20 protein-coding genes and 1 pseudogene are annotated in these 21,191 nt (G+C 67.0%); 12 read left to right on the top strand and 9 right to left on the bottom strand.

Annotated elements, in window-relative coordinates; all coding sequences use genetic code 11:
* Positions 1-50: 50 nt before the first annotated feature.
* Positions 51-968 (bottom strand): hypothetical protein, encoded by a 918-nt coding sequence (locus ACW17U_RS12320; RefSeq protein ID WP_492052757.1) that lies wholly within the window; start codon positions 966-968, stop codon positions 51-53.
* A 177-nt stretch (positions 969-1,145) separates the two neighbouring features.
* Between ACW17U_RS12320 and ACW17U_RS12325 the strand changes: the two genes are divergently transcribed.
* Positions 1,146-1,760, top strand: coding sequence for a glutathione S-transferase family protein (locus ACW17U_RS12325; RefSeq protein ID WP_492052759.1), 615 nt, complete (start codon positions 1,146-1,148; stop codon positions 1,758-1,760).
* Positions 1,761-1,812: 52 nt separating this feature from the next.
* On the opposite strand, the gene ACW17U_RS12330 is transcribed toward ACW17U_RS12325, so the two are convergent.
* From ACW17U_RS12330 to ACW17U_RS12340, 3 genes are all read right to left on the bottom strand, one after another.
* Positions 1,813-2,688 (bottom strand): hypothetical protein, encoded by an 876-nt coding sequence (locus ACW17U_RS12330; RefSeq protein ID WP_062144878.1) that lies wholly within the window; start codon positions 2,686-2,688, stop codon positions 1,813-1,815.
* The gene (locus ACW17U_RS12335; RefSeq protein ID WP_062144875.1) at positions 2,689-3,483 is read right to left on the bottom strand and encodes a hypothetical protein; all 795 of its coding nucleotides are present in this window, start codon (positions 3,481-3,483) and stop codon (positions 2,689-2,691) included.
* A gap of 128 nt (positions 3,484-3,611) precedes the next feature.
* Entirely contained in the window at positions 3,612-4,562 is a 951-nt protein-coding gene (locus ACW17U_RS12340; protein WP_492052761.1) for a hypothetical protein, read from the bottom strand.
* Between the two features lie 100 nt (positions 4,563-4,662).
* On the opposite strand from ACW17U_RS12340, the gene trmFO reads away from it, so the two are divergent.
* Positions 4,663-6,084, top strand: coding sequence for a methylenetetrahydrofolate--tRNA-(uracil(54)-C(5))-methyltransferase (FADH(2)-oxidizing) TrmFO (gene trmFO / locus ACW17U_RS12345; protein WP_492052763.1), 1,422 nt, complete (start codon positions 4,663-4,665; stop codon positions 6,082-6,084).
* A 24-nt stretch (positions 6,085-6,108) separates the two neighbouring features.
* Here the strand turns inward: trmFO and ACW17U_RS12350 are convergent, their stop codons facing one another.
* The gene (locus ACW17U_RS12350; protein ID WP_492052765.1) at positions 6,109-6,891 is read right to left on the bottom strand and encodes a DUF1365 domain-containing protein; all 783 of its coding nucleotides are present in this window, start codon (positions 6,889-6,891) and stop codon (positions 6,109-6,111) included.
* Positions 6,888-8,228 (bottom strand): NAD(P)/FAD-dependent oxidoreductase, encoded by a 1,341-nt coding sequence (locus ACW17U_RS12355; RefSeq protein ID WP_492052767.1) that lies wholly within the window; start codon positions 8,226-8,228, stop codon positions 6,888-6,890. The genes ACW17U_RS12350 and ACW17U_RS12355 overlap by 4 nt, the downstream gene beginning before the upstream one ends.
* A 133-nt stretch (positions 8,229-8,361) precedes the next feature.
* Here ACW17U_RS12355 and ACW17U_RS12360 point away from each other — a divergent pair, with 133 nt between their 5' ends.
* The 10 genes and pseudogenes from ACW17U_RS12360 to ACW17U_RS12405 all read left to right on the top strand — a co-directional run bounded on the left by ACW17U_RS12360 (position 8,362) and on the right by ACW17U_RS12405 (position 17,525).
* Positions 8,362-9,399, top strand: coding sequence for an SAM-dependent methyltransferase (locus ACW17U_RS12360; RefSeq protein ID WP_492052768.1), 1,038 nt, complete (start codon positions 8,362-8,364; stop codon positions 9,397-9,399).
* A 1-nt stretch (position 9,400) separates the two neighbouring features.
* Complete coding sequence (locus ACW17U_RS12365; protein WP_062144857.1) at positions 9,401-9,802, top strand: DUF2177 family protein; 402 nt, start codon at positions 9,401-9,403, stop codon at positions 9,800-9,802.
* 74 nt (positions 9,803-9,876) lie between these two features.
* Positions 9,877-10,431, top strand: a complete 555-nt coding sequence (locus tag ACW17U_RS12370) for a sigma-70 family RNA polymerase sigma factor (protein ID WP_492052770.1) — start codon at positions 9,877-9,879, stop codon at positions 10,429-10,431.
* Complete coding sequence (locus ACW17U_RS12375) at positions 10,428-11,150, top strand: anti-sigma factor (protein ID WP_492052772.1); 723 nt, start codon at positions 10,428-10,430, stop codon at positions 11,148-11,150. The genes ACW17U_RS12370 and ACW17U_RS12375 overlap by 4 nt, the downstream gene beginning before the upstream one ends.
* Positions 11,151-11,328: 178 nt before the next feature.
* Positions 11,329-12,594: pseudogene (locus ACW17U_RS12380) on the top strand (allantoate amidohydrolase); the annotation flags it as partial.
* Between the two features lie 116 nt (positions 12,595-12,710).
* Positions 12,711-13,934 (top strand): pyridoxal-phosphate-dependent aminotransferase family protein, encoded by a 1,224-nt coding sequence (locus tag ACW17U_RS12385; protein WP_492055731.1) that lies wholly within the window; start codon positions 12,711-12,713, stop codon positions 13,932-13,934.
* A gap of 136 nt (positions 13,935-14,070) precedes the next feature.
* Positions 14,071-14,985, top strand: coding sequence for an allantoinase PuuE (puuE, locus tag ACW17U_RS12390; RefSeq protein ID WP_492052774.1), 915 nt, complete (start codon positions 14,071-14,073; stop codon positions 14,983-14,985).
* 151 nt (positions 14,986-15,136) lie between these two features.
* Positions 15,137-15,661, top strand: coding sequence for a 2-oxo-4-hydroxy-4-carboxy-5-ureidoimidazoline decarboxylase (gene uraD, locus ACW17U_RS12395; RefSeq protein WP_492052776.1), 525 nt, complete (start codon positions 15,137-15,139; stop codon positions 15,659-15,661).
* Positions 15,661-16,848 carry a urate hydroxylase PuuD gene (locus ACW17U_RS12400; RefSeq protein ID WP_492052778.1) on the top strand — a complete coding sequence of 396 codons (1,188 nt, stop codon included), beginning with the start codon at positions 15,661-15,663 and terminating at the stop codon, positions 16,846-16,848. Before uraD ends, ACW17U_RS12400 begins: the two co-directional genes overlap by 1 nt.
* On the top strand, positions 16,845-17,525 hold the full coding sequence (locus ACW17U_RS12405) for a TetR/AcrR family transcriptional regulator (RefSeq protein ID WP_492052780.1): 681 nt from the start codon (positions 16,845-16,847) through the stop codon (positions 17,523-17,525). Before ACW17U_RS12400 ends, ACW17U_RS12405 begins: the two co-directional genes overlap by 4 nt.
* 128 nt (positions 17,526-17,653) lie before the next feature.
* On the opposite strand, the gene ACW17U_RS12410 is transcribed toward ACW17U_RS12405, so the two are convergent.
* The 3 genes from ACW17U_RS12410 to ACW17U_RS12420 form a co-directional block, all read right to left on the bottom strand.
* Complete coding sequence (locus ACW17U_RS12410; RefSeq protein WP_492052782.1) at positions 17,654-18,328, bottom strand: YceI family protein; 675 nt, start codon at positions 18,326-18,328, stop codon at positions 17,654-17,656.
* A gap of 142 nt (positions 18,329-18,470) precedes the next feature.
* Positions 18,471-20,003 (bottom strand): calcium-binding protein, encoded by a 1,533-nt coding sequence (locus ACW17U_RS12415; RefSeq protein ID WP_492052784.1) that lies wholly within the window; start codon positions 20,001-20,003, stop codon positions 18,471-18,473.
* Positions 20,004-20,152: 149 nt separating this feature from the next.
* Complete coding sequence (locus ACW17U_RS12420) at positions 20,153-21,100, bottom strand: acetamidase/formamidase family protein (protein ID WP_492052785.1); 948 nt, start codon at positions 21,098-21,100, stop codon at positions 20,153-20,155.
* Positions 21,101-21,191: the final 91 nt, after the last annotated feature.

The following is a 21,191-nucleotide window of genomic DNA, read 5'->3' on the forward strand; positions in this document are numbered from 1 at the left end:
ATCATCAGAAGCCCTGCCCTCCCCGGCTGTCGCCGGGGGGAGCGGGGTGGCTAGACGTTCGTCGCCACCGGCTCCACGCCCCCCGCCTTGAGGATCCGGTAGATTTCCGGAGCCGGCGAGAAGACGATCAGCGAGGTCAGCACCGAGATCACGCCAGCAAACAGGGCCCGGGTGATGCCGATCGGGGTAAAGAAGGTCTCCAGCGAGCTCATGTCCGGCTCGAACAGACCGCCAAGACCGGTAATGCCCCCCGAGGCGATCACCCCGATGGCGGCGACGATGGTCATGACCAGCAGATAGACGATCACGGCCATCACGACCGCCAGGAGATAGGCCCCGAGCAGGGCTCCGACATGGCCCTTGGTCATCGCCCAGGACGCCCGGATGGCGATCCGGCCGGTATCAAAGGTCAGGGTCGAGGCGAAGGACAGCCGGACGGCGACAAAGATCATCAGGAGGGCCACGCCGACAAAGCTGACCAGGCCCGTCAGTCCGGCAATGGGACCGCCGCCGGCGGCCACCCCGACCCCGATCAGGACCGCCGAGATCAGGATGCCCAGGATATAGACCGCCAGGAAGATCAGGTTGACCAGGATCAGCGTACCGGCCTGGCGCAGTTCGTCCGCGCCGAACCGCAGAAAGGCCGAGCGGCTGTCATCAGGGCGCAGCACGATGCGATTCACCGCCGCCAGGGTCACCGCATAGAGCGCCAGGCTGTAGAGCACGGAGAAAACCATCAGCGGGGCCAGGCCGCCCATGATCCGCAGCATCTCCTCCGGCGCGGCCGAGTTGTCAGCGCTGAGCGCCATGAACTCGTTCAGCTGCGGACCGGCCAGCTGGATCGTCAGGGTGCTGGTCATCAGGGACAGCACGGTCATCAGCACGGCCCACACCGCCACGACGCGCGGGTGCTCCCTCACGAGCCGGAAGCCGACAAAGGCGGCGTCGGAGGCGGAGAACTTGGACATGGTACCCTCGGCAGAACGGGATGGTTCGCGCCTAGGCGTAACAAGGTTCGCGGCGCTTCAACAGGGCCCGGGCACCGAATTCGACCCTGAAGCGAATGCGGCTTGCCCCGCATGGCGCGGCAACTCTAACATCTGTTTGAAAGGCGGCCGTCAGCGTCGCTCACCCGGGAGGTCTCTGTGAAGCTCTATGGCGAAGCCAACCCCGCGCCCAATCCCCGCAGGGTGCGGATCTTCCTGGCCGAGAAGGGCATCGACCTGCCGGAGATCCGGATCGGCATGCGCCAGGGCGGCCACAAGTCACCCGAGCACAAGGCCCGCAACAGCCTGGGACAGGTTCCGACCCTCGAACTCGATGACGGCACCATGATCAGCGAGAGCGTCGCGATCTGCCGCTATCTCGAAGCCCTGCATCCGCAGCCGCCGCTGTTTGGAACCACCGCCCTGGAGCAGGCCCAGATCGACATGTGGGTGCGGCGAATCGAATTCCAGCTGCTGATCCCGGTCGGCATGTTCTGGCGTCACGCCCATCCGCTCACGGCCGCCCTGCTGACGCAGAACAAGGACTTCGGCGAGTCCAACCGCGAAACCGTGGCCCGGGCCATGAAGTGGCTGGATCGCGAACTGGCCGACGGCCGTGCCTTCATCGCCGGAGAGTCCTATTCCATCGCCGACATCGTGGCCCAGACCACGCTCGACTTCGCCAGCTTCATCGGCCTGGAGGTGCCGGAGGGCACACCGCATCTGAGCGCGTGGCGCGAGCGCGTGGGATCGCGACCCAGCGCTGCTGCGTGAAATTTTCCGCACTTCCCGGCGAAAGCCAGGGAGAGCGGAGTATGGGTGAAGCCTAGGCCTTGGCTGCCATCAGCTGGCGAAGGGCCGCGGCCGGCGCAGAGGTGACGAGGACGGCCTGAAGGGTCAGGAACACCGGGGCCAGCAGCAGATTGGCCAGCAGGGCCAGGATCAGGCGCGGATGGCTGGCTGCCGCGCCGCCGGCGATCGGGTCTTCCAGCCCGCCGGCGATCAGGGCCCCGACCAGGCTGGAGACCGTGGCCCCCAGGATCGACATCAGCACGCAGAGCACGATGACCACGGCAATGGTGGCCAGCAGCCGCCAGAACTGGCCATGGGTGACCAGCCAGGCGGCGCGCGGATCGATATGGCCGCTCAGAAAGGCATGCGGGGCCAGCAGGGACAGTCGTACCGCCACCCAGGTGGACAGGCCGATCACCGTCAGTCCGCCGAGAAAGGTGAACCAGCCGCCGATCGGCGTTTCCGCCAGCAGCGCCGTCCCGAGGGCCAGGACCCCGCCCGGAATGATGGTCACCATCAGGGCCGCAGCCCAGGTGATCACTGACACGCCCAGCAGGCGCAGCTCCTCGCGACCCAGGCGGAGATAGGCAAAGCGCCGATCCTCGGGATGCAGCACCGATCGCATGATCGCCGCCGACAGGATCGCGCCGAGCACCAGGGCCAGCAGGATCAGCAGGACCATGACGCCGCCGAGGCGCGAAACGAAGTCGAGGATCTCGCGCGGGTCGGCCGATGACGGCCGCAGGGCCAGGTTCATGCGATCCTGCTCGCTGAGGACGATCTTGGCCAGCAGGCCCAGCAAGGGCAGCATGACCAGCGAGAATCCGGCCCAGGCCAGCACCACAACCGGATGCCGACGCATGGTTCGCACACCCTCCAGGGCAGCATTGATCGGCGAAAGGGCGGTCATCTAGACTTCCTGCAGGGGGGCCGCGGGCTGGCGCTGGCGGTACACATGGACGAGCGCGCTGGTCCAGACCGGCGCCAGATAGACATAGCCGAAGATCGCGCAGAAGGCGGCAAGCCCGCCGTCAAGGCCCGGTCCGGTCCAGCGTCCGAGCAGGTTGAGCACCGCCATCAGGCCGGCGATCGGTGCCGCCAGCACCAGGCCGGCGACAAAAACCTGCAGGCTGGCACCGCGCGTCAGGGGAAAGGCGCTCAGCACCCGCACGCCCGACTGATCCACCGAGGCCGCCGCCGCCAGGGACAGGCGCAGGCCCAGCCAGATCAGCAGGCCAAGGCCCACCAGTGGTGCCGCCCCGGCCACCAGGGTTCCCGGTCCCGATCCGGCCAGGGCGTCCTGCCAGGCCTGGGATGAGGTGGCATCGAAACCCGGCGCATTGGCCCGCGCCACGCCCAGGGCTATGGCCCCGACCACAAGCAGGAGGACGGTCGCCACCACGAACAGGAAGACCCCGACCAGGGCCTGAACGCCGAGCAAGCGCCACTCGTCCTGTCCCCAGCGCAGGCCGGCCAGTCCCGAAGCCCGGCCAAAGGCGTTGCGGTAGAGTGCGCCACAGGCCAGGGCCACGGCGGCGATCTCGCCCAGCAGGGCGACAAGGCCAAGGCCCGGCGGCAACTGGCGACTCACGACGCTGAGCACAACGGCGACCAGCAAGGCCCCCCAGCAGGCGCGGACCGACGGCCCGAGCCCTGCGACCCCCGCCCGAACGGTCGCCCCGATCGCGACCGATCCATCCGTCATGGCACGCCCTTTCGAACCGCTCCGCCCGAGTCGCGCGGAGCCGTCTGTTTACGACGCGTCGCGCCAGGTTGCGACGCGTGCCGGCGATCAGGATGCGATTTTGCGATCTAAGTGGCGCCGGCGCCGCGTCAGGTCCCCGGCTGGCGGGTCAGGTCCCGATAGGCTGCGGCCCAGGGCGCGCAGACGATGGCGAACAGTCCCGGCCCGATCACCGACCAGACCAGGCCGATCACGGCCAGCCAGGGCCAGGTCGAGCGCAGAAGATCCAGCGGCGGCCGGGCGAGGAAGGCCTGCACGGCCTGGGGATCCGACAGCCAGACCGGCGGACCGCCCGCCATAAAGAGCGCGCTCAGCACCACACCGGCGAGGATCAGTTCGAGAACCAACAGGATCAGCAGGCTCAGCACCGCCACGCCCAGCAGGCGCCAGGTCGAGCCGCGCGTCAGGGCCCAGGATTCAAACAGCCGGAACTGGCGGTCCGCGAAGGTCATGGGCGCGGCCAGCGAAAGCCGCAGCGCCAGCCAGATCAGAAGTAGGACGGCCACAAAGGCCAGACCAAAGCCCGTCAGCACGCCGGCCGCCGCGCCCTGCCCCTGCGGCCCGCTGCTCAGGCCGACGACCAGGGCCGGCACCAGCACGCCGATGGAGGCAAGCACCGCCACGATATAGGCCAGGACACTCACCACCAGGAACAGCAGGGCGAGCCACAGCTCCTGGGGCCCCAGTCGCAGAAAGGCACCGCGCGACTGAGCCGGCTCAAGCACTGCGCGGAAGATGGCCGAGCAGATCAGGGCCTTGATGAAGGTGCCCCACAGCCAGCCGCCGACCTGGATCAGCATCAGGCCGGACTGCAACTGCATCATCTGGCTGATCGAGTCCGGATCGAGCTCCCCCGACCGGGTCTGCATCAGGGCGGCGATCGTCTTCATGAGCTCGGGGCCCATGAGGGGGATCAGGGCCAGGATCGGGGCCAGGGACAGGATCAGCATGACCACGCCCCAGATCAGAACCGCCCCAGGCTGCCGGGCAATGACGCCAAACCCTGCCAATGCCGAACCCGTCACCGAGATCTTGGCCATCTGTAGTTCCCCCCTGTCCGCCGCACGCGCCATACGTGGGTTTTCATGAGAGCCTACACCCAGGTTTCACTTGGCGACAGCCGGAGGTATGAGGTCGCCCATGAGCACTCAGACCTCCCCCCTAAAGCCGGTTCACGTCATCGGCGGCGGCCTCGCCGGTTCCGAAGCGGCCTGGCAGATCGCCAGCGCGGGCGTGCCCGTGGTCCTGCACGAAATGCGGCGTGATGAGCCGTCGGGCCCTGTCCGCACAGAGGCCCACCACACCGACGGCCTGGCCGAGATGGTCTGCTCCAACTCGTTCCGCTCCGATGACTGGCAGTTCAACGCTGTCGGCCTGCTGCACGCCGAGATGCGCAGGCTGGACTCCCTGATCCTGTCGGCCGCCGACCAGCATCAGGTTCCCGCCGGTGGGGCCCTGGCCGTCGACCGCGACGGCTTCTCGGCCGAGGTTACCCGTCGCCTTCAAGCCCACCCCCTGGTCACGATCCAGCGCGAGGAAATTGCCGGCCTGCCGCCGGAGGACTGGGACAATGTCGTGGTCGCCACCGGCCCCCTGACCTCGCCGGCCCTGGCCGACGCCATCCTCGACCTGTCCGGAGAGGGGCAGCTGTCCTTCTTCGACGCCATCGCCCCGATCATCCATCTCGACTCGATCGACATGGACGTCGCCTGGCGCCAGTCGCGCTATGACAAGGAAGGTCCCGGCGGCGACGCCGCCGCCTATATCAACCTGCCCATGAACAAGGCCGAGTATGAGGCCTTCATCGATGCCCTGATCGCCGGCCCCAAGGCCGAGTTCAAGGACTGGGAGCATGTGCCCTATTTCGACGGCTGCCTGCCGATCGAGGTCATGGCCGAGCGCGGTCGAGAGACCCTGCGCCATGGCCCAATGAAGCCTGTCGGCCTGACCAATCCGCGAGATCCGCTGGTCAAGTCCTATGCCATCGTGCAGCTACGCCAGGACAATGCCCTGGGCACCCTGTGGAACATGGTCGGCTTCCAGACCAAGCTGAAGCACGGGGCCCAGGCCGAGGTGTTCCGGATGATCCCGGGCCTGAAGGACGCCCAGTTCGCGCGCCTGGGCGGCCTGCACCGCAACACCTTCATCAACAGTCCGCGCCTGCTGGACCGGTCCCTGCGGATGAAGCGGGCTCCGCGCCTGCGCTTCGCCGGCCAGATGACCGGGGTCGAGGGCTATGTCGAAAGCGCCGCCACGGGCCTGCTGGCCGGACGCTTCGCCGCCGCTGATCGTCTGGGCCAGACCCTGGAGGCCCCGCCGGCCACCACCGCCCTCGGGGCCCTGGTCGAGCATGTGACCGGCGGACATATCCCGGGCGAGGTTGAGGGGGGCAAGACCAGCTTCCAGCCGATGAACATCAACTATGGCCTTCTGCCGCCCATGGAGGCACCGAAGACCGGCGAAGACGGTGTGAAGATCCCGCTCAAGGAGCGCGGTCGGGCCAAGAAGCGTCTGATGAGCCTGAGGGCCCTGGCCGATCTCGACGCCTGGCGGCAGGCCTAATCCTGCCCTCCGGGCCTCGGCGGTTCAGGCGGCGTCCTCGCCGGCCCTGGGCCTGGCGAGCCCCGAGGGCGAGGGCGACGGGAACAGGCCAAACCCCTTCAGCAGCATTTTCAGGGCCTCCCAGTGAATGCCGGCCAGGATGCCCAGCACCTGCAACGGGTGACTGACCAGGGCGAGCAGCAGGGTCTTGTCTGTCAGGGCGACCCGCCGGCCGTCAAAGCTGGCCGACAGCATCAGGCCGTCGGCGTCGAACACGTCGATGCCCACATGGGTGGTCTCGGCCGGCACCGCGATCTCGAAGACGTAGCGCAGGTCCATCGGCATGAACGGCGAGACGTGGAAGATCTTGTCGCTGGCCTGACGCACCCAGCCGCCGCGCTCGCCATGCACCGGCAGGACATAGTCGTGCCTCTGGCCAAAGGTGTTGCGCACCGCATGGACGATGGCCACCAGCCGACCCTGGGCGTCGCGGCAGAAATAGACGCTGAGCGGATTGAACCCGTGGCCCAGAACCCGCGGCATGCACAGCAGGGACACCCGCCCGTCCGGCAGGTCGATGCCCTGCTCGGCCAGGCTGGCCAGCACGCTTGCCTTCACGCCGACACCCGGCGTGGCAGCATGATCGTCGGCATGGAAGGACATCAGGTTGAAGCGTTCCAGCGAGAACAGCTTCAACCGCCGGTCCAGGGCCTCCAGATCATCGAGATCCAGCAGCAGCATGAAGACCCGATAGCTCAGCCGGTGACGCCGGGGCCGCACCCGCTCGTGCTTCACTTCACCGACATAAAGCCTGGAGGTCTGGGTCACGCCACCAGCTCTCGCTCGGCCTCGCCCGTCGCAGGGTCGACATGGATGCGGCCTGAAGGCTCCCGGACGGTCCAGGGCCGCGCACCGCCCCCCAGCTGTTCGGCCACGGCCAAGCCCGCCTGCAGGCCATCCTCATGGAAGCCCGAGCCGAAATAGGCCCCGCAGAACCAGACCCGGTCACGTCCCTGCAACGACCAGAGCCGGCGCTGGGCCTGCATGGCCGGTCCGTCGAACAGGGGGTGCTCATAGATCTGGTCGTGCAAGACAACATCCTCGCGCGGGGTTTGCTCGGGATTCAGCGACAGGAAGAACGGGTCCGTAACGCCCAGGGGCTGCAGCTGGTTCATCCAGTAGGTCACCCCGCCCGCGCCCAGGCCCGCCCGGCGTCCGACATGGTTCCAGCTGGCCCAGGCGGCCTTGCGGCGCGGCATCAGGCCGGCATCCCGGTGCAGGACAGCGCGGTTGCGGCTGTAGCGGAAGGCCCCCAGCACTTCCGTCTCGTCCACGGTCGGCGCGTCCAGCATGCCCAGGGCCTGGTCGGCATGGGCCCCGATCACCACCTGGTCGAAGCGGCGGGTGTCGCCGGCCTCGTCCTGAACCGCCACATGATCGTCGCCCCGCACGATCCTGCGCACGGGACGCCCCAGCAGGATCTGGCCCTGAAAGGCTCCGGCCAGGCGCGCGACATAGGCCTGGCTACCGCCCACGACCGTGCGCCAGATGGGCCGCTTGTCGATCGGCAGCATCAGCCCGTGATTATCGAAGAAGCGCAGCAGGGCCGAGGCCGGAAACTCGCGGATGTCGGTCATCGAGGCCGACCAGATGGCCGCCGCCTGCGGCAGGAGATGGTCCTCTGCAAAGGCCCGGCCAAAGCCCTGCTGACGAAGATAGTCGTCCAGCCGGCAGGATCCGTCCTTCTCCAGCGCCGCGAGGTCCCGCACGCCGTTCTTGTAGAAGCGGGTGACGTCCAGCAGCATCTTCAGATAGCGCGGGTTCAGAGCGTTGCGCTTCTGCGCCAGCAGATTGTTGCTGCTGTATTCCAGCGCGCCCTGATCCAGGGACACGCCAAACGACATGTCGCTGGCGACGGTGGGCACGTCCAGATGGTCGAACAGCGCCACCAGGTTGGGATAGTTGGGCTCGTTATAGACAATGAAGCCGGTATCCACCGCGACATCCCCGACCGTCACCGTATTGGCGTGGCCGCCCAGGCGGCTGTCAGCCTCGTACAGGGTCACGTCATGGCGTTTGGACAGCAGCCATGCGGAGGACAGGCCGGAAATACCGGAACCGATCACGGCGATCTTCAGGCGCGGGGTCGAAGGGGACGCGGACAATTGGAGGATCCCTGGAACGGACTTGACGGTTTGGTCCTTCAGTTACGGAGCCGGGGAAGATTTGGACGCGGACGCATCCGGCGAAGCGGGCTTCACGTAGCTCAGCCAGGTTGATTCCGCGCGAGGACCCCGCATGAGCCTGGTCAAGGCCGCCATCCATGCCTTTGAGGACACGCCCGTGCCGGACGTGATCTCCCGGGCCGCGATCCAGTTCCTGGTCGGCGACGCCCGCCGCCGGCTGGCCAAGGCCCCCGCCGACGCCGGCACCGCCTTTGCCGCGACCATGGACCAGCATCCGATCGCCACCCACACCGACGCGGCCAATGCCCAGCACTATGAGCTGCCGGCCGCGTTCTTCGAGGTCGTGCTGGGTCCGAACCTGAAATACTCCAGCGGGCTCTATCCGGACCTGAAGGGTGACCTGGCCGCGGGCGAGACCAACGCCCTCCTGGAAACCGAGGCCCATGCCGATCTGCAGGACGGTCAGGCGGTGCTGGAATTGGGCTGCGGCTGGGGATCGCTGTCCCTCTGGATGGCCCGCCGCTTCCCCCGCTCTCAGATCACCTCCGTCTCCAATTCCGCCTCGCAGCGCGCCTTCATCGAGGCCCGCGCCGCCGCCCTGGGTCTTGGCAACCTGACGGTGATCACCGCCGACATGAACGACTTCACCACTGAGCAGCGCTTCGACCGCGTGGTGTCGGTGGAGATGTTCGAGCACATGTCCAACTGGCGCGCCCTGCTGACCCGCGTGAACGGCTGGCTGAAGCCGGACGGCCTGCTGTTCCTGCACATCTTCACGCACCGGAACGCGCCCTACCGCTTTGATGTCGACGATCCGGCCGACTGGATCGCCCAGTACTTCTTCACCGGCGGCGTCATGCCCAGCCATGATCTGCCCGGCCAGTTTCCGGACCTGTTCACGATCGAGCAGGACTGGCGGTGGAGCGGCGCGCACTATGCCCGTACCGCCGAGCAGTGGCTGGAGAACTTCGACGCCAACCGCGCGCGCATCGATCCGGTGCTCGAACGCGTTTATGGACAGCACGCCACCGTCTGGCGTCGGCGCTGGCGCTTGTTCTTTCTGGCAACCTCGGGCCTGTTTGGTCATCGGGGCGGCGAGGAATGGGGCGTCAGCCACTACCGATTGCGGCCAGTGAGCCAGGGGCACTGAGATGAAGCGCTACGTTTACGGATACCTCGCCACCGGCGCCGCTTTTCTGGTGCTGGACATGATCTGGCTGACCCTGTCGGCCTCGCGGCTCTATCGCCCCGTGATCGGCGAGATCATGGCCGACACGGTCAACCTGCCGGCCGCCGTGGCCTTCTATCTGATCTATCTGACCGGCGTTTTCGTGCTGGCCATCCTGCCGGCTGCCGAGAACAACAGCTGGAAGCGGCTGCTGGTCCATGCCGCCGTGTTCGGCTTCTGCGCCTATGCCACCTATGACCTGACCAACCAGGCGACCCTCAAGGTTTGGTCCACGACCATCACCCTGATCGACCTGAGCTGGGGGACATTTGTCACCACCGTCGCCGCCTCGGTCGGCTTCCTGGCCCTGCGCGCGACACGCTGACCTCGACAACGATTGCGCGCGTTCCGGTGCCATGCCACCGTCGTGCGACATAGGACCGCAGGAACGACCGATCGATGGATGCCGATACCAGTAGAGCCTTGCTTTCCCGGGCCATCGCCCGCGTCGCCAATCGTGATTCCGATGCCCTGAAGTACGTCTACCGCCACACCTCGGCGAAACTGTTTGGCGTCTGCCTCCGTATCTTGAATGACCGCGAGGAGGCGGAAGACGTGCTGCAGGATGTGTATCTTTCCGTCTGGAACAAGGCCGACCGCTTTGATCCCGAAAAGGCCAGCCCGATCACCTGGCTGGTGTCGATGGCCCGCAACCGCTCGATCGACAAGCTGCGGGCCCGCGGCGGCCGGGTGATGGCGGGCGTCGAGGAAGCCGAAGCCCTGCCCGATACAGCCCCCCTCGCCTCGACCCTGGTCGAGACCGACGAGGACCGCCTGCGCCTCAACGGCTGTCTGGACCAGTTGGACCCCAAGCATGCCGGCGCCGTCCGCACCGCCTTCTTCGAAGGCGTCACCTATGATGCCCTGGCCCAGATGATCGGCGTTCCCCTGGGCACGATGAAAAGCTGGATCCGGCGCAGCCTGATCAGCCTTCGCGCGTGTCTCGAAGCATGACCGACACCCCCGTCACCGAACTTGAAGACGAACGCCCCCTGGCCGGCGAATATGTCCTGGGCGTGCTCGATGCCGAGGAACGGGCCGAGGCCCGGCGCAAGATCGCCGCCGAGCCCGCCTTCGCGCGCGCCGTGCAATGGTGGGAAGCCCGCCTGAGCCCGCTCGCCGCCGATATCCAGGCGGTGGAACCGTCCGCCGGCCTGTGGCCGCGGATCGCCAGCCTGGTCGGCGAACGCAGCAAGCCGCCCCTCTGGAACAATGTCAGTGTCTGGCGTGGCGTCTCGGTCGGAGCCCTGGCCCTGGCAGCGGCCAGCGTCGCGGCCCTGGTCATGACCCCGCGCACAGCCCCCGTTCCGGCCATAGCGCCCGCTACCCCGGCGGCGGCCGAGGTCGCCCTGATCAATGATCCGGCCTCGAACCAGCCGGCCCTGATCGCCACCCTCGACCATGCGACCGACAAGCTGATCCTGACGCCGGTGGCGATGGACATGCCCGAGGGCCGAGCACCGGAACTGTGGATCATCCCCGAGGGCCAGAAGGCCATCTCCCTGGGCATGATCCCGACCGACGCTCCGATCCAGATCGCCCTGCCCGCCGGCCTGCGCGGCGGCGGGACCTATACGGCGACCCTGGCGGTGACGGACGAACCCCCCGGCGGTGCCCCGACCGGCGTGGCCACCGGCTCGGTCCGCGCGATCGGCAAGTTCGTCAAGGCCTAGGCCCCGCTAAGTAAGTGGTTTATGACTTATTCGCAGGCACCGGCCGCAAGGTCTGGTGCCTGTCGAGGCATTGCCGGGCCATGCAGCCCTGCGCCTGCCCTGGGCCGCGCGGCTGACCCCAGCCTGCGCTACCAAGGTCGCCACGGCAAGCGGGGCTGTGGAGCGGAGTCAAACCGGCGTGACGCGGGCGTTCGACATGGGCGGCAGGGCCAAGGCGCGTTGCGACCTGCTGGGCGTCCCGCCCTATAGTGAGGTCGACGGCCAGCTGACGCGCCGCTTTCTGAGCCCCGCCCATGACGCCGCCCTCGACACCCTCAGCCTGTGGATCACTGAAGCCGGCATGACGGTGCGCCGCGACGCCGCCGGCAATCTGATCGGCCGCTATGAGGGTGCCAGTCCCGACGCTCCGGCCCTGCTGATCGGCTCGCACATCGACAGCGTCCGCAACGGCGGACGCTATGACGGGCCGCTGGGAATCCTGCTGGGTATCGACCTGATCGAGGCCCTGCACGGTGCCGGCCGCCGCCTGCCCTTCGCCCTTGAAGTGCTCGCGTTCGGCGACGAGGAGGGCTCGCGCTTCGCCGCCTCGATGAGCTGCAGCCGCGCCGTGGCCGGCACGCTGGATCCGGCCGCCGTGCTGGGCATGACCGACGCCGAGGGGGTGACCCTGGCCCAGGCCTTCACCGCCTTCGGACTCGACCCGGCCCGGATCACCGAGGCGGCCCGCAAGCCGTCGGACGTCATCGCCTTTCTGGAAGCCCATATCGAGCAGGGCCCGGTTCTGGAGGCCGAGGGCCTGGCCCTGGGTGTCGTCACCGCCATCGCGGCCCAGAAGCGGCTGATGGTGCGGATCTCCGGCATGGCCGGTCATGCTGGCACCACGCCCATGCATCTGCGCAAGGACCCCGGCCCCGCCGCCGCCGAGTGCATCCTGGCCCTGGAGCGAATCTGTCGGGCCGGGACCGACAACCTGGTCGGCACGGTCGGCCGCATGACCGCTCTGCCTGGGGCCTTCAACGTCATCCCCGGCGCGGTCGAATTCTCGATGGACATCCGCGCCGAGACCTCGGCGACCCGCGACGCGGCGGTCGAGGCCGTCAGCGCAGAGATCCAGGCCATCGCCGCCCGGCGCGGTCTGACGGCGTCCGTCACCCTGCTACAGGCGCTTTCCGAAAGCCCCTGCGACCCGGGCCTCACCGCCCTGCTAGAACAGGCCGTCTCTGACCTGGGTCTGCCGCCACGCCGCCTGCCCAGCGGGGCCGGTCACGACGCCATGGTGATGGCCGACCTCTGCCCCACCGCCATGCTGTTCATCCGCTGCGAAGGTGGGATCAGCCACAACCCGGCCGAGTCGGTGACAGAGGCCGATTGCGCCCTGGCGGCGCGGGCGATGCTGGGGTTCGTGGAGAAGCTTTCCGATCAATTTCTCCTATCATCCCGCCCCGGCCTTGAGCCGGGGGCGCAGCGCGAAGATCCGGGACCGACGCCTGAGCTCGGCGCTTCCGGCGGTCCCGGCTCTACGCTCCGCTTCGGGCGGGATGACAATTCTTGAGTGACAAGATGACCACCACCTTCGGCGAACTCGACCACCCGCCCCGCCTGCTGATGGGCCCCGGCCCGATCAATGTGCATCCGCGCGTGCTAAGGGCCATGTCGGTGCAGCTGCTGGGCCAGTTCGATCCGGAATTCACCGGCTACATGAACGAGACCATGGCGCTCTACCGCCAGGTCTTCCAGACCCAGAACCGCTGGACCTTCCTGGTCGACGGCACCTCGCGCGCCGGGATCGAGGCGGCCCTGGTCTCGGTACTGGCGCCGGGCGACGACGTGGTGGTGGTCAATGCCGGGCGCTTCGGGCTGCTGCTGTCCGAGATCGCCGAGCGCTGCGACGCCAGGGTCACCCTGGTCGAGGGCGAGTGGGGCAAGGTCATCGACCCGCAGGCCGTCGAGGACGCCGTGGCCCGGGTCAAGCCGCGCCTGGTCGCCTGCGTGCACGGCGACACCTCCACCACCATGGCCCAGCCGATCGAGGCCATCGGCGAGATCTGCCGCCGCCACGACGCCCTGCTCTATGTCGACGCCACCGCCACCCTGGCCGGGATGAGCTGCCCGGTCGACCAGTGGCAGGCCGACATCGTCACCGCCGGCCTGCAGAAGTGCCTGGGCGGGCCCTCCGGCTCGGCCCCGATCACGATCAGCGACCGCGCCGCCGAGCACATCGCCGGCCGAAAGCACGTCGAGCGCGGCATCGCCACGGCAGGCGCGGTCAGCGGCAACGGCCGCCGGATCGCCTCCAACTATTTCGACCTGGCGATGATCATGGACTACTGGTCCGACAAGCGCCTGAACCACCACACCGAGGCGGCCAGCATGCTGTACGCCGCCCGCGAATGCGCCCGCGTGGCGCTGGAGGAAGGCCTGGACGCCCGCTTCGCCCGCCACGCCTCAGCCGGCGCGGCCGTGGTCGCCGGGGTCGAGGCGATGGGCCTGAGCGTCTACGGCGACCCGGCCCACAAGATGACCAATGTCACCGGCATCTGGATCCCCGACGGCGTCGACGGCGACCGCGTCCGGGCCCGCATGCGCACCGAGTTCGAAATCGAGATCGGCACGGCGTTCGGGCCGCTGACCGGCAGGATCTGGCGGATCGGGGCGATGGGGGTCAATGCCCGCAAACACGCGGTGCTGACCACCCTGGCAGCCCTGGAGGCGGTGCTGCGGTGGGAGGGCTTCTCGGCGACGCCGGGGGCTGGAGTCGATGCGGCGGCGAAGGTGTATTCGTGATGGATAGGGCAAGGTTCATCTTCCCCCTCCGGGGGAGGAGCGCCGAAGGCGCGGAGGGGGCCAGTCGTGGCGACCACTCGCCCCCACCTGACCGCTGCGCGGTCGTCCGCCCCCGTAGGGGGCAGATGAAATCACGATGACCTACCCCCGCGACCTCATCGGCTACGGCGCCACCCCGCCGCACGCCGCCTGGCCCAACGGCGCGCGCATCGCCGTTCAGTTCGTCCTCAACTACGAGGAAGGCGCCGAGCGGTCGATCCTGCATGGCGACCCGGTCAGCGAGTTCTTCCTGTCGGAAATGGTCGGTGCCCAGCCCATCGAGGGCATGCGCAACATGTCGATGGAGAGCCTTTACGAATACGGCTCGCGCGCCGGGTTTTGGCGCATCCGTCGCCTCTTCGTCGAGCTGGCCCTACCGCTGACCGTGTTCGGCGTCGCCCAGGCCATGGAACGCCATCCCGAGGCGGTCGAGGCGATGATGCAGTCCGGCTGGGAGATCGCCAGCCACGGCTATCGCTGGATCGACTACCAGCACTTCACGCCCGACCAGGAACTGGAACACATCCAGAAGGCCATCGAGGTGCAGACCCGCCTGACCGGCGAGCGGCCGCTGGGCTGGTATCAGGGTCGCACCAGCCCCAACACCGCCCGGCTGATCGCCCAGGAAGGCGGCTTCGTCTATGACGCCGACAGCTATGCCGACGACCTGCCCTATTACGACGCCCAGCATGGCCGTCCGCAGCTGATCGTGCCCTACACGCTGGAAGCCAACGACATGCGCTTCACAGCGGCGCAGGGCTTCAACACCGGCGAGCACTTCTTCACCTATCTGCGCGACGCCTTCGACGCTCTCTACGCCGAGGGCGAGACCGCGCCGAAGATGATGAGCATCGGACTGCACTGCCGCGTGGTCGGCAAGCCCGGACGGATCCTGGGTCTCAGGCGCTTCCTCGAGCATGTGATGGCCCACGACAGGGTCTGGGTGGCGCGGCGGATCGATATCGCCCGGCACTGGCTGAATACGCATCCGTATGAGGTGGCCTCCAAATGAGCGCTTCCAACATTCCCCCGTCATCCCGCGCCTCGTGCGCGGGAACCATTTGTCCGTCGCAGGTGCGGGGAAGATCACGCTCTCACGTGGAAGCTGAACCATGTGTCCCGCGCACGAGGCGCGGGATGACGGGATTTGGGGAGCTCACAGCATGAGCTCAGCCCCTCCCCTTTCGTTGAATCTGCTCAACAGCATGAACCGGACCGGCTTCACCACCGCCCTGGGCTTTGCGTTCGAGCTATCCCCCTGGGTGGTCGAGCGCGCCTGGGACGAACGGCCTTTCGAGAGCCTGGAGGGCATGCATGCCGGCATGATGGCCGTGCTGGACGCCGCCTCCACCGCCGACAAGCTGGCCCTGATCCGCGCTCACCCGGAGCTGGCCGGCAAGGCCGCGATCGCCAAGGCGCTGACCGCCGAGAGCAACGCCGAACAGGCCAGCGCCGGCCTGGACCGCCTGACCCCGGAGGAGTTCGAGCGCTTCCACACCCTGAACGCCGCCTATGCCACCCGCTTCGGTTTTCCGTTCATCATCGCCGTCCGGCTGAACGACAAGACCTCGATCCTGGCCGCCATGCAGGCGCGGCTGGCCAATGATCAGGACCAGGAAATCGCCGAGGCGATCCGCCAGATCGGCCATATCTCAAGACTCCGCCTGACCGACGCGGTGAGGTCCTGATGGACTATGATTTCGCTGCCTGGGCCAGCCTTTGCCTGCGCTGGCTGCATGTGATCGCCGGCGTCGCCTGGATCGGGGCCTCGTTCTATTTCGTCTGGCTGGACAACAATCTGCGTGACCCTGTCCCGGCCAAGGACGGGGTGAAGGGCGAGCTGTGGGCCGTCCACGGCGGCGGCTTCTACCATTCGCAGAAGTACATGACGGCCCCGCCGCACATGCCCGACCACCTGCACTGGTTCAAATGGGAGGCCTACACCACCTGGCTGTCGGGCTTCGCCCTGCTGATCGTGCTCTACTATATCGGGGCCCCGGTCTACCTGATCGACACGGCCAAACACGCCTTCAGCCCGGGCGGCGCGATCGCCACCGGCCTGGCCTTCATCTTCGGCGGACTGCTGGTCTATGAGGCCCTGTGCCGCTCGCCCCTGGGCAACCGTCCGCGCCTGTTCGGCCTGGTCTGGTTCCTGACCCTTACGGCGGCGACCTGGGCCCTGACCCAGATCTTCACCGACCGCGGGGCCTTCATCCATGTGGGCGCGATCATCGGCACCTGCATGGTCGGAAATGTCTTCCTGATCATCATCCCCAACCAGCGCCGGATCGTCGCCGACATGCTGGCCGGCCGCCCGGTCGATCCGCGCCTGGGGGCGATGGGCAAGCAGCGCTCGGTGCACAACACCCACATGACGCTGCCGGTCATCTTCATCATGATCAGCAACCACTATCCCGCCGTGACGGGCCATCCCCTGGCCTGGCTGCTGCTGGCCCTGATCAGCGCGGGCGGGGTGTCGATCCGCTACTTCTTCATCCTGAAACACTCGGGCCAGATCCGGCACGAGTACCTGTTCTACGGAGCCATGCTGATCTTCGCCGTCAGCGTGATCGCCAGCGGCAAGCCAAAGGCAGAGGCCGCGGCGATGTCGCCCGTGCCGTTCGCGACCGCCGAGGCCATTGTCCAGAAGCACTGCACGACCTGTCACGCCGCAACGCCCACCCACAAGGGCTTCCCCGCCCCGCCCAGCGGCGCCGTGTTCGACACCCCCGAACACATCCGGACCTATGCGTCGAAAATTCACGAACGTGCGGTAGCCACAAACAGCATGCCGCTCGGCAACGAGACCGGCATGACTGACGTCGAGCGTGCCCAGCTGGGCGCCTGGATCAAGCAGGGAGCCAAGATTCAGTGACCGAAGCCGCCGTGCTCGACACGCCTGACCTCGTGGAAAGCCATCGCGTCCCGCGCAAGCGCGATGCCGAGCGCACCCGCAAGGCCATCCTCGCTGCGGCCCTCAAGGAGTTCTCCCAGGCCGGCTTTGCCGGGGCCCGGATCGAGCGGATCGTCAAGGCGGCCAAGTGCAATATCCGCATGCTCTACCACTATTTCGGCGACAAGAAGGGCCTGTACCTGGCCGTTCTCGAGGCCGCCTATGTCGACCTGCGGGCCCGCGAGGCCGAGCTGAAGATCGACTTCGACAAGCCCCTCGACGGCCTGCTGGCGCTGCAGCGTTTCACCTTCAACTACTTCGAGAAGAACCCGAAGTTCGAGGGTCTGCTGCGCAATGAAAACCTGATGCACGGCAAGTTCGCGGCCCAGTCGCGGGTCGTCACCGAGACCGCCTTCCCGCTGCGCCGGACCATCGAGCGTCTGATCGACAGTGGCCAGAAACAGGGCCTGTTCCGCCCCGATCTCGACCCCGTCCAGATCTATGTGACCATCGCCGCCATGAGCCGCTTCCACCTCGCCAACGGCTATTCCCTGTCGGCCACCTTGGACACCGACATGAGTACCGCCGAGTGGCGTAAGGCCAGGCTGGCCCACGCCCTGGCCGTGCTCGAGGGCTATCTGACGGCGGGACAGCGCTAGGAACGGAACGATGCTCCCCCTCTGGGGGAGCTGTCGCATAGCGACTGAGGGGGCTTTCTGGAGCTTAGCCTAGCAAGCCCCCTCCGGCCCTCTGGGCCACCTCCCCCGAAAGGGGAGGATCTTTTGCCCTACTTCGCCGCCGCCGCTAGCGGCGGGCCGCTGAACTCGGTTTCGATGGCAACTGCCACCTCATCACCGACACCCATGGTCGTGCCGGGCGCGGGCACTCCATAGGCGATGCCGAAGTCCGAACGCTTGAAGGTGCCCGAGGCCGAGAAGCCGATGCGGGCGTTCGGTTCCATCGGGTGGCCGGCATAGCCGCCGTTGAATTTCGCCTCCAGCACCACCGGCCTGGTGACTCCGTTCAGGGCAAAGTCGCCGGTTATCTTGGCTGTGTCAGCGCCGGTCACCTCGACCTTGGTCGATTTGAAGGTGATGGCCGGATGCTGCCTGGCGTTCAGCCATTGCGGTCCGAGCAGTTCGTCCTTGAACCCGGCCGGCGGCGTCGGCAGGGTCAGGGAGCGCGGATCGATCGTGGCCTCCAGCGTGCTGGTCTCGGGCCTGGCCGGATCAAAGGTCAGCTTGGCATCGAAATCGCCAAAGCTGGCCGTGTAGTTCGAAAACCCCAGATGGCTGAGCTTGAACACCAGGCTCGCATGGCTCTTGTCCAGCGTGTAGGCCCCGGCCGGGACACTGACCGGCGCGGGCTTGGCGGCGGCAGGTACCGCGGCCTTGTCAGGGGCCGGCTTTGGCGAACAGGCGGCCAAGGCCACTAGGAGCGTAGCGACAAGGATCTTTTGCATGGCGTTTCCATTGGCAAGAACCAAGGGTCGCGCATTTTCAGTCGGTCGATAAGCCAAAAACGCTGGCGACAGCGGCTCGCCGACAAGGGTCGGGAGAAAGATGGCCCGCCGGACCCTCTGAGACGGCCCGGCGCATCTGGTGTCAGACGAAACTGTCGTAGCTCACGGCATCAAGATTGACGTTCGCCAGCATGATGACGTTCTCCAAACCCCGGCCGTTTGGGTCGCTATGGCCGCTGAATACATAGACGTCCGCGCCGACCTGGTAGGCCATGTATTCGTGCGCGGTGCTCGGATAGAGCAGCAGGGCGTTCACATTGGCCAGCGCCGACGCAAAGCTGCCTGCGCTGCTCTCGAAATAGCTGATGCTCAAGGGCGAATTAGGGAAGTTCAACCGATCTTCGGCCGTGAAGTCGGTAATCACGTCGACGCCTGCGCCGGTCGCATCGGTGGGCATGGAGTCGCCGATCCCGAACGCGAAGACGTCCATGTCATCCCCACCGGTGAGCCGGTCCAGTCCCATCCCGCCGTTGAGCGTATCCTGCCCGCCGCCGCCGACCAGCGTGTCGTCGCCCACCGCACCAGAAAGGCTGTTGGCGTTAGCGTCGCCGGTGATGCGGTCGTTGAAATAGTCGCCAACCACCCCCTCAACAGACTGGATGGTCATGAAGTAGCCGGACGTCACTTCCTGGACGCCGGTATTGGACAGGTCCACTGTCACACCAACACCGGCCTGTGCATTGATGAAGGCCAGAACGTCTCGGCCCGCGCCCCCGTCAACGGCGTCATGGCCCCCGCCGGGAAACAGCTCAAAGGTGTCGTCACCTTCGCCACCGAGCATTGTATCACCGACGCTGCCGCTCTGGATCCGGTCGTTGCCGGCCCCGCCCAACAGCATGGCTCCGACACTGAAATCCGTACCGAAGTTAGCGTACGAACCCACGATATCGTCGCCCTCACCGCCATCGATGTAGTCGGCACCCCCACGACCCATGAGACTATCGTTGCCGGCCCCGCCGTCGATGTAGTTGTCGCCATAGTTGCCGAAAATGGTGTCGTCGAAACGCGTGCCGATCACGCTCTCGATCGACACAAGCCTGTCCAGGCCAGAGAGCCCTTCAGCGAAAGCCCCCTGGGGGCCCAGCAATTCGACCAACACGCCGGAATCGAGGTCCGCGTAGCTGGCGATGTCATCGCCCGCGCCGCCATCCAGGGTGTCGTTGCCGGTGCCGCCCTGCAAAAAGTCGTCGCCCGCCCCGCCCGAGAGGGTGTCTGCACCCGCGCCGCCCACCAGCGTATTGGTGCCGGCATTGCCTGTCAGCGCGTCATTGAACTGCGAACCGTGGAGGTTCTCGATCGAGGTCAGCTTGTCGCTTCCGCCGCCGCCAGTGCTCTGGGCCGTGGTGATGGCCAGGCTGACCTTCACGCCCGACGTCGCGTCCTCATAGGCCGCCCAGTCGACGCCGCTGCCGCCGTCCAGGGCGTCGCTGCCCGCGCCGCCCATCAGGTAGTCGTTGCCGTCGCCGCCCAGCAGGGTGTCATTGCCCGCCATGCCGGCCAGGACGTCGTCGCCTGCGCCGCCCGTCAGCTTGTCGTTACCGCCATAGCCATACAGCGTGTCCGAGTCGGGGCCACCCGTCAGGGTGTCGGACTTTTCACTACCGTTGAGCAACATATGCCTATCCCCACTCGCCCCAAACGGGCACGCGGAAAGGTTTAGTTTCTCAAAAATAACAGCGTAATGCTATTCCCCCAACGAGGGTATATTAAGGGTAAACAGTCGCCATGTTAAATTTATTGGTCAAGTCTATCCACAGAACTGTTCTAGAATAGCACACCCTTCTCCAGCATACCGTGCACGCCCTTTTCGCCATTCACCGTCTGGGTGACGCGAAAGTCTACGGCCAGAGAGCAGAACTGGTAGGCCTGGATGCGGGTCAGGACCGAACGGGCGGTGATGAAGTCGATCATGCCGCGCAGGGCCTGCTTCATCGCCAGGTCGAGATCCTCGTGGAAGCCCATGATGATGTAATGGGTCGGGGTCTCCGCGCGCGGCCAGGTCGCCACGCCCAGATCGACCGCCTTGTGCAGGACGAAGGTGAAGGTCCCGGTCAGGCCCATCTCCAGCGCATTGACGCAGACCTCGCCATCGCCCTGACGTCCGTGGCCGTCGCCGACCGAGAAATTGGCCCCCGGAACCCAGACCGGCAGGAACAGGGTCGCCCCGGCCCCAAGCTCCTTGTTGTCCATATTGCCGCCGTGCTCGCGCGGCTCCCGGCTGGACAGGCGGCCATAGCGGGCCGGCGGGGCCACACCCATGGTGCCGAAAAACGGCTTCAGCGGCAGGGTCGGTCCCCAGTCGGGCTTGCAGGTGCCCGCCGCGCGATCGACCGCGATATGGCTGACATAGCGCTCGGGGAAGTCCTCCGGCAGGGTGCCGGCCAGGGGCCGCACGGCGCAATAGCCCCAGTCATTATTGGGCTCCACCGCCTCGATCCTCACCTCCAGGGTGTCGCCCGGCTCGGCCCCGGAAATCGCGACCGGGCCCGTCAGGATATGGGGTCCGATCCGCTCGGGCCTGGCGTCGTGGATGGCCTGCAGGGCCGGCGGAATGCTCAGGCCGCTGCCCGGTGCCGGCATTACCTCGACCCCGCCGGACACGCACTCAAAGGTGACACTGTCGCCCGAGCCGATGGTCAGGACCGGGTCGAAGGCCGCATCGAACATGCCGAAGCGGATGGTCTCGGGGGTGGAAGCAAGCCGGTGGTGCATCAAGTAAGCCCTTTATTACACCCGGCCATCTCGCACCGGAATGTGATCGGGTGCCAAGGCCTGGGTGTCGGCTTGCGGACCATGGGGGGCG

This window comes from Caulobacter sp. AVps16 (assembly GCF_058681455.1).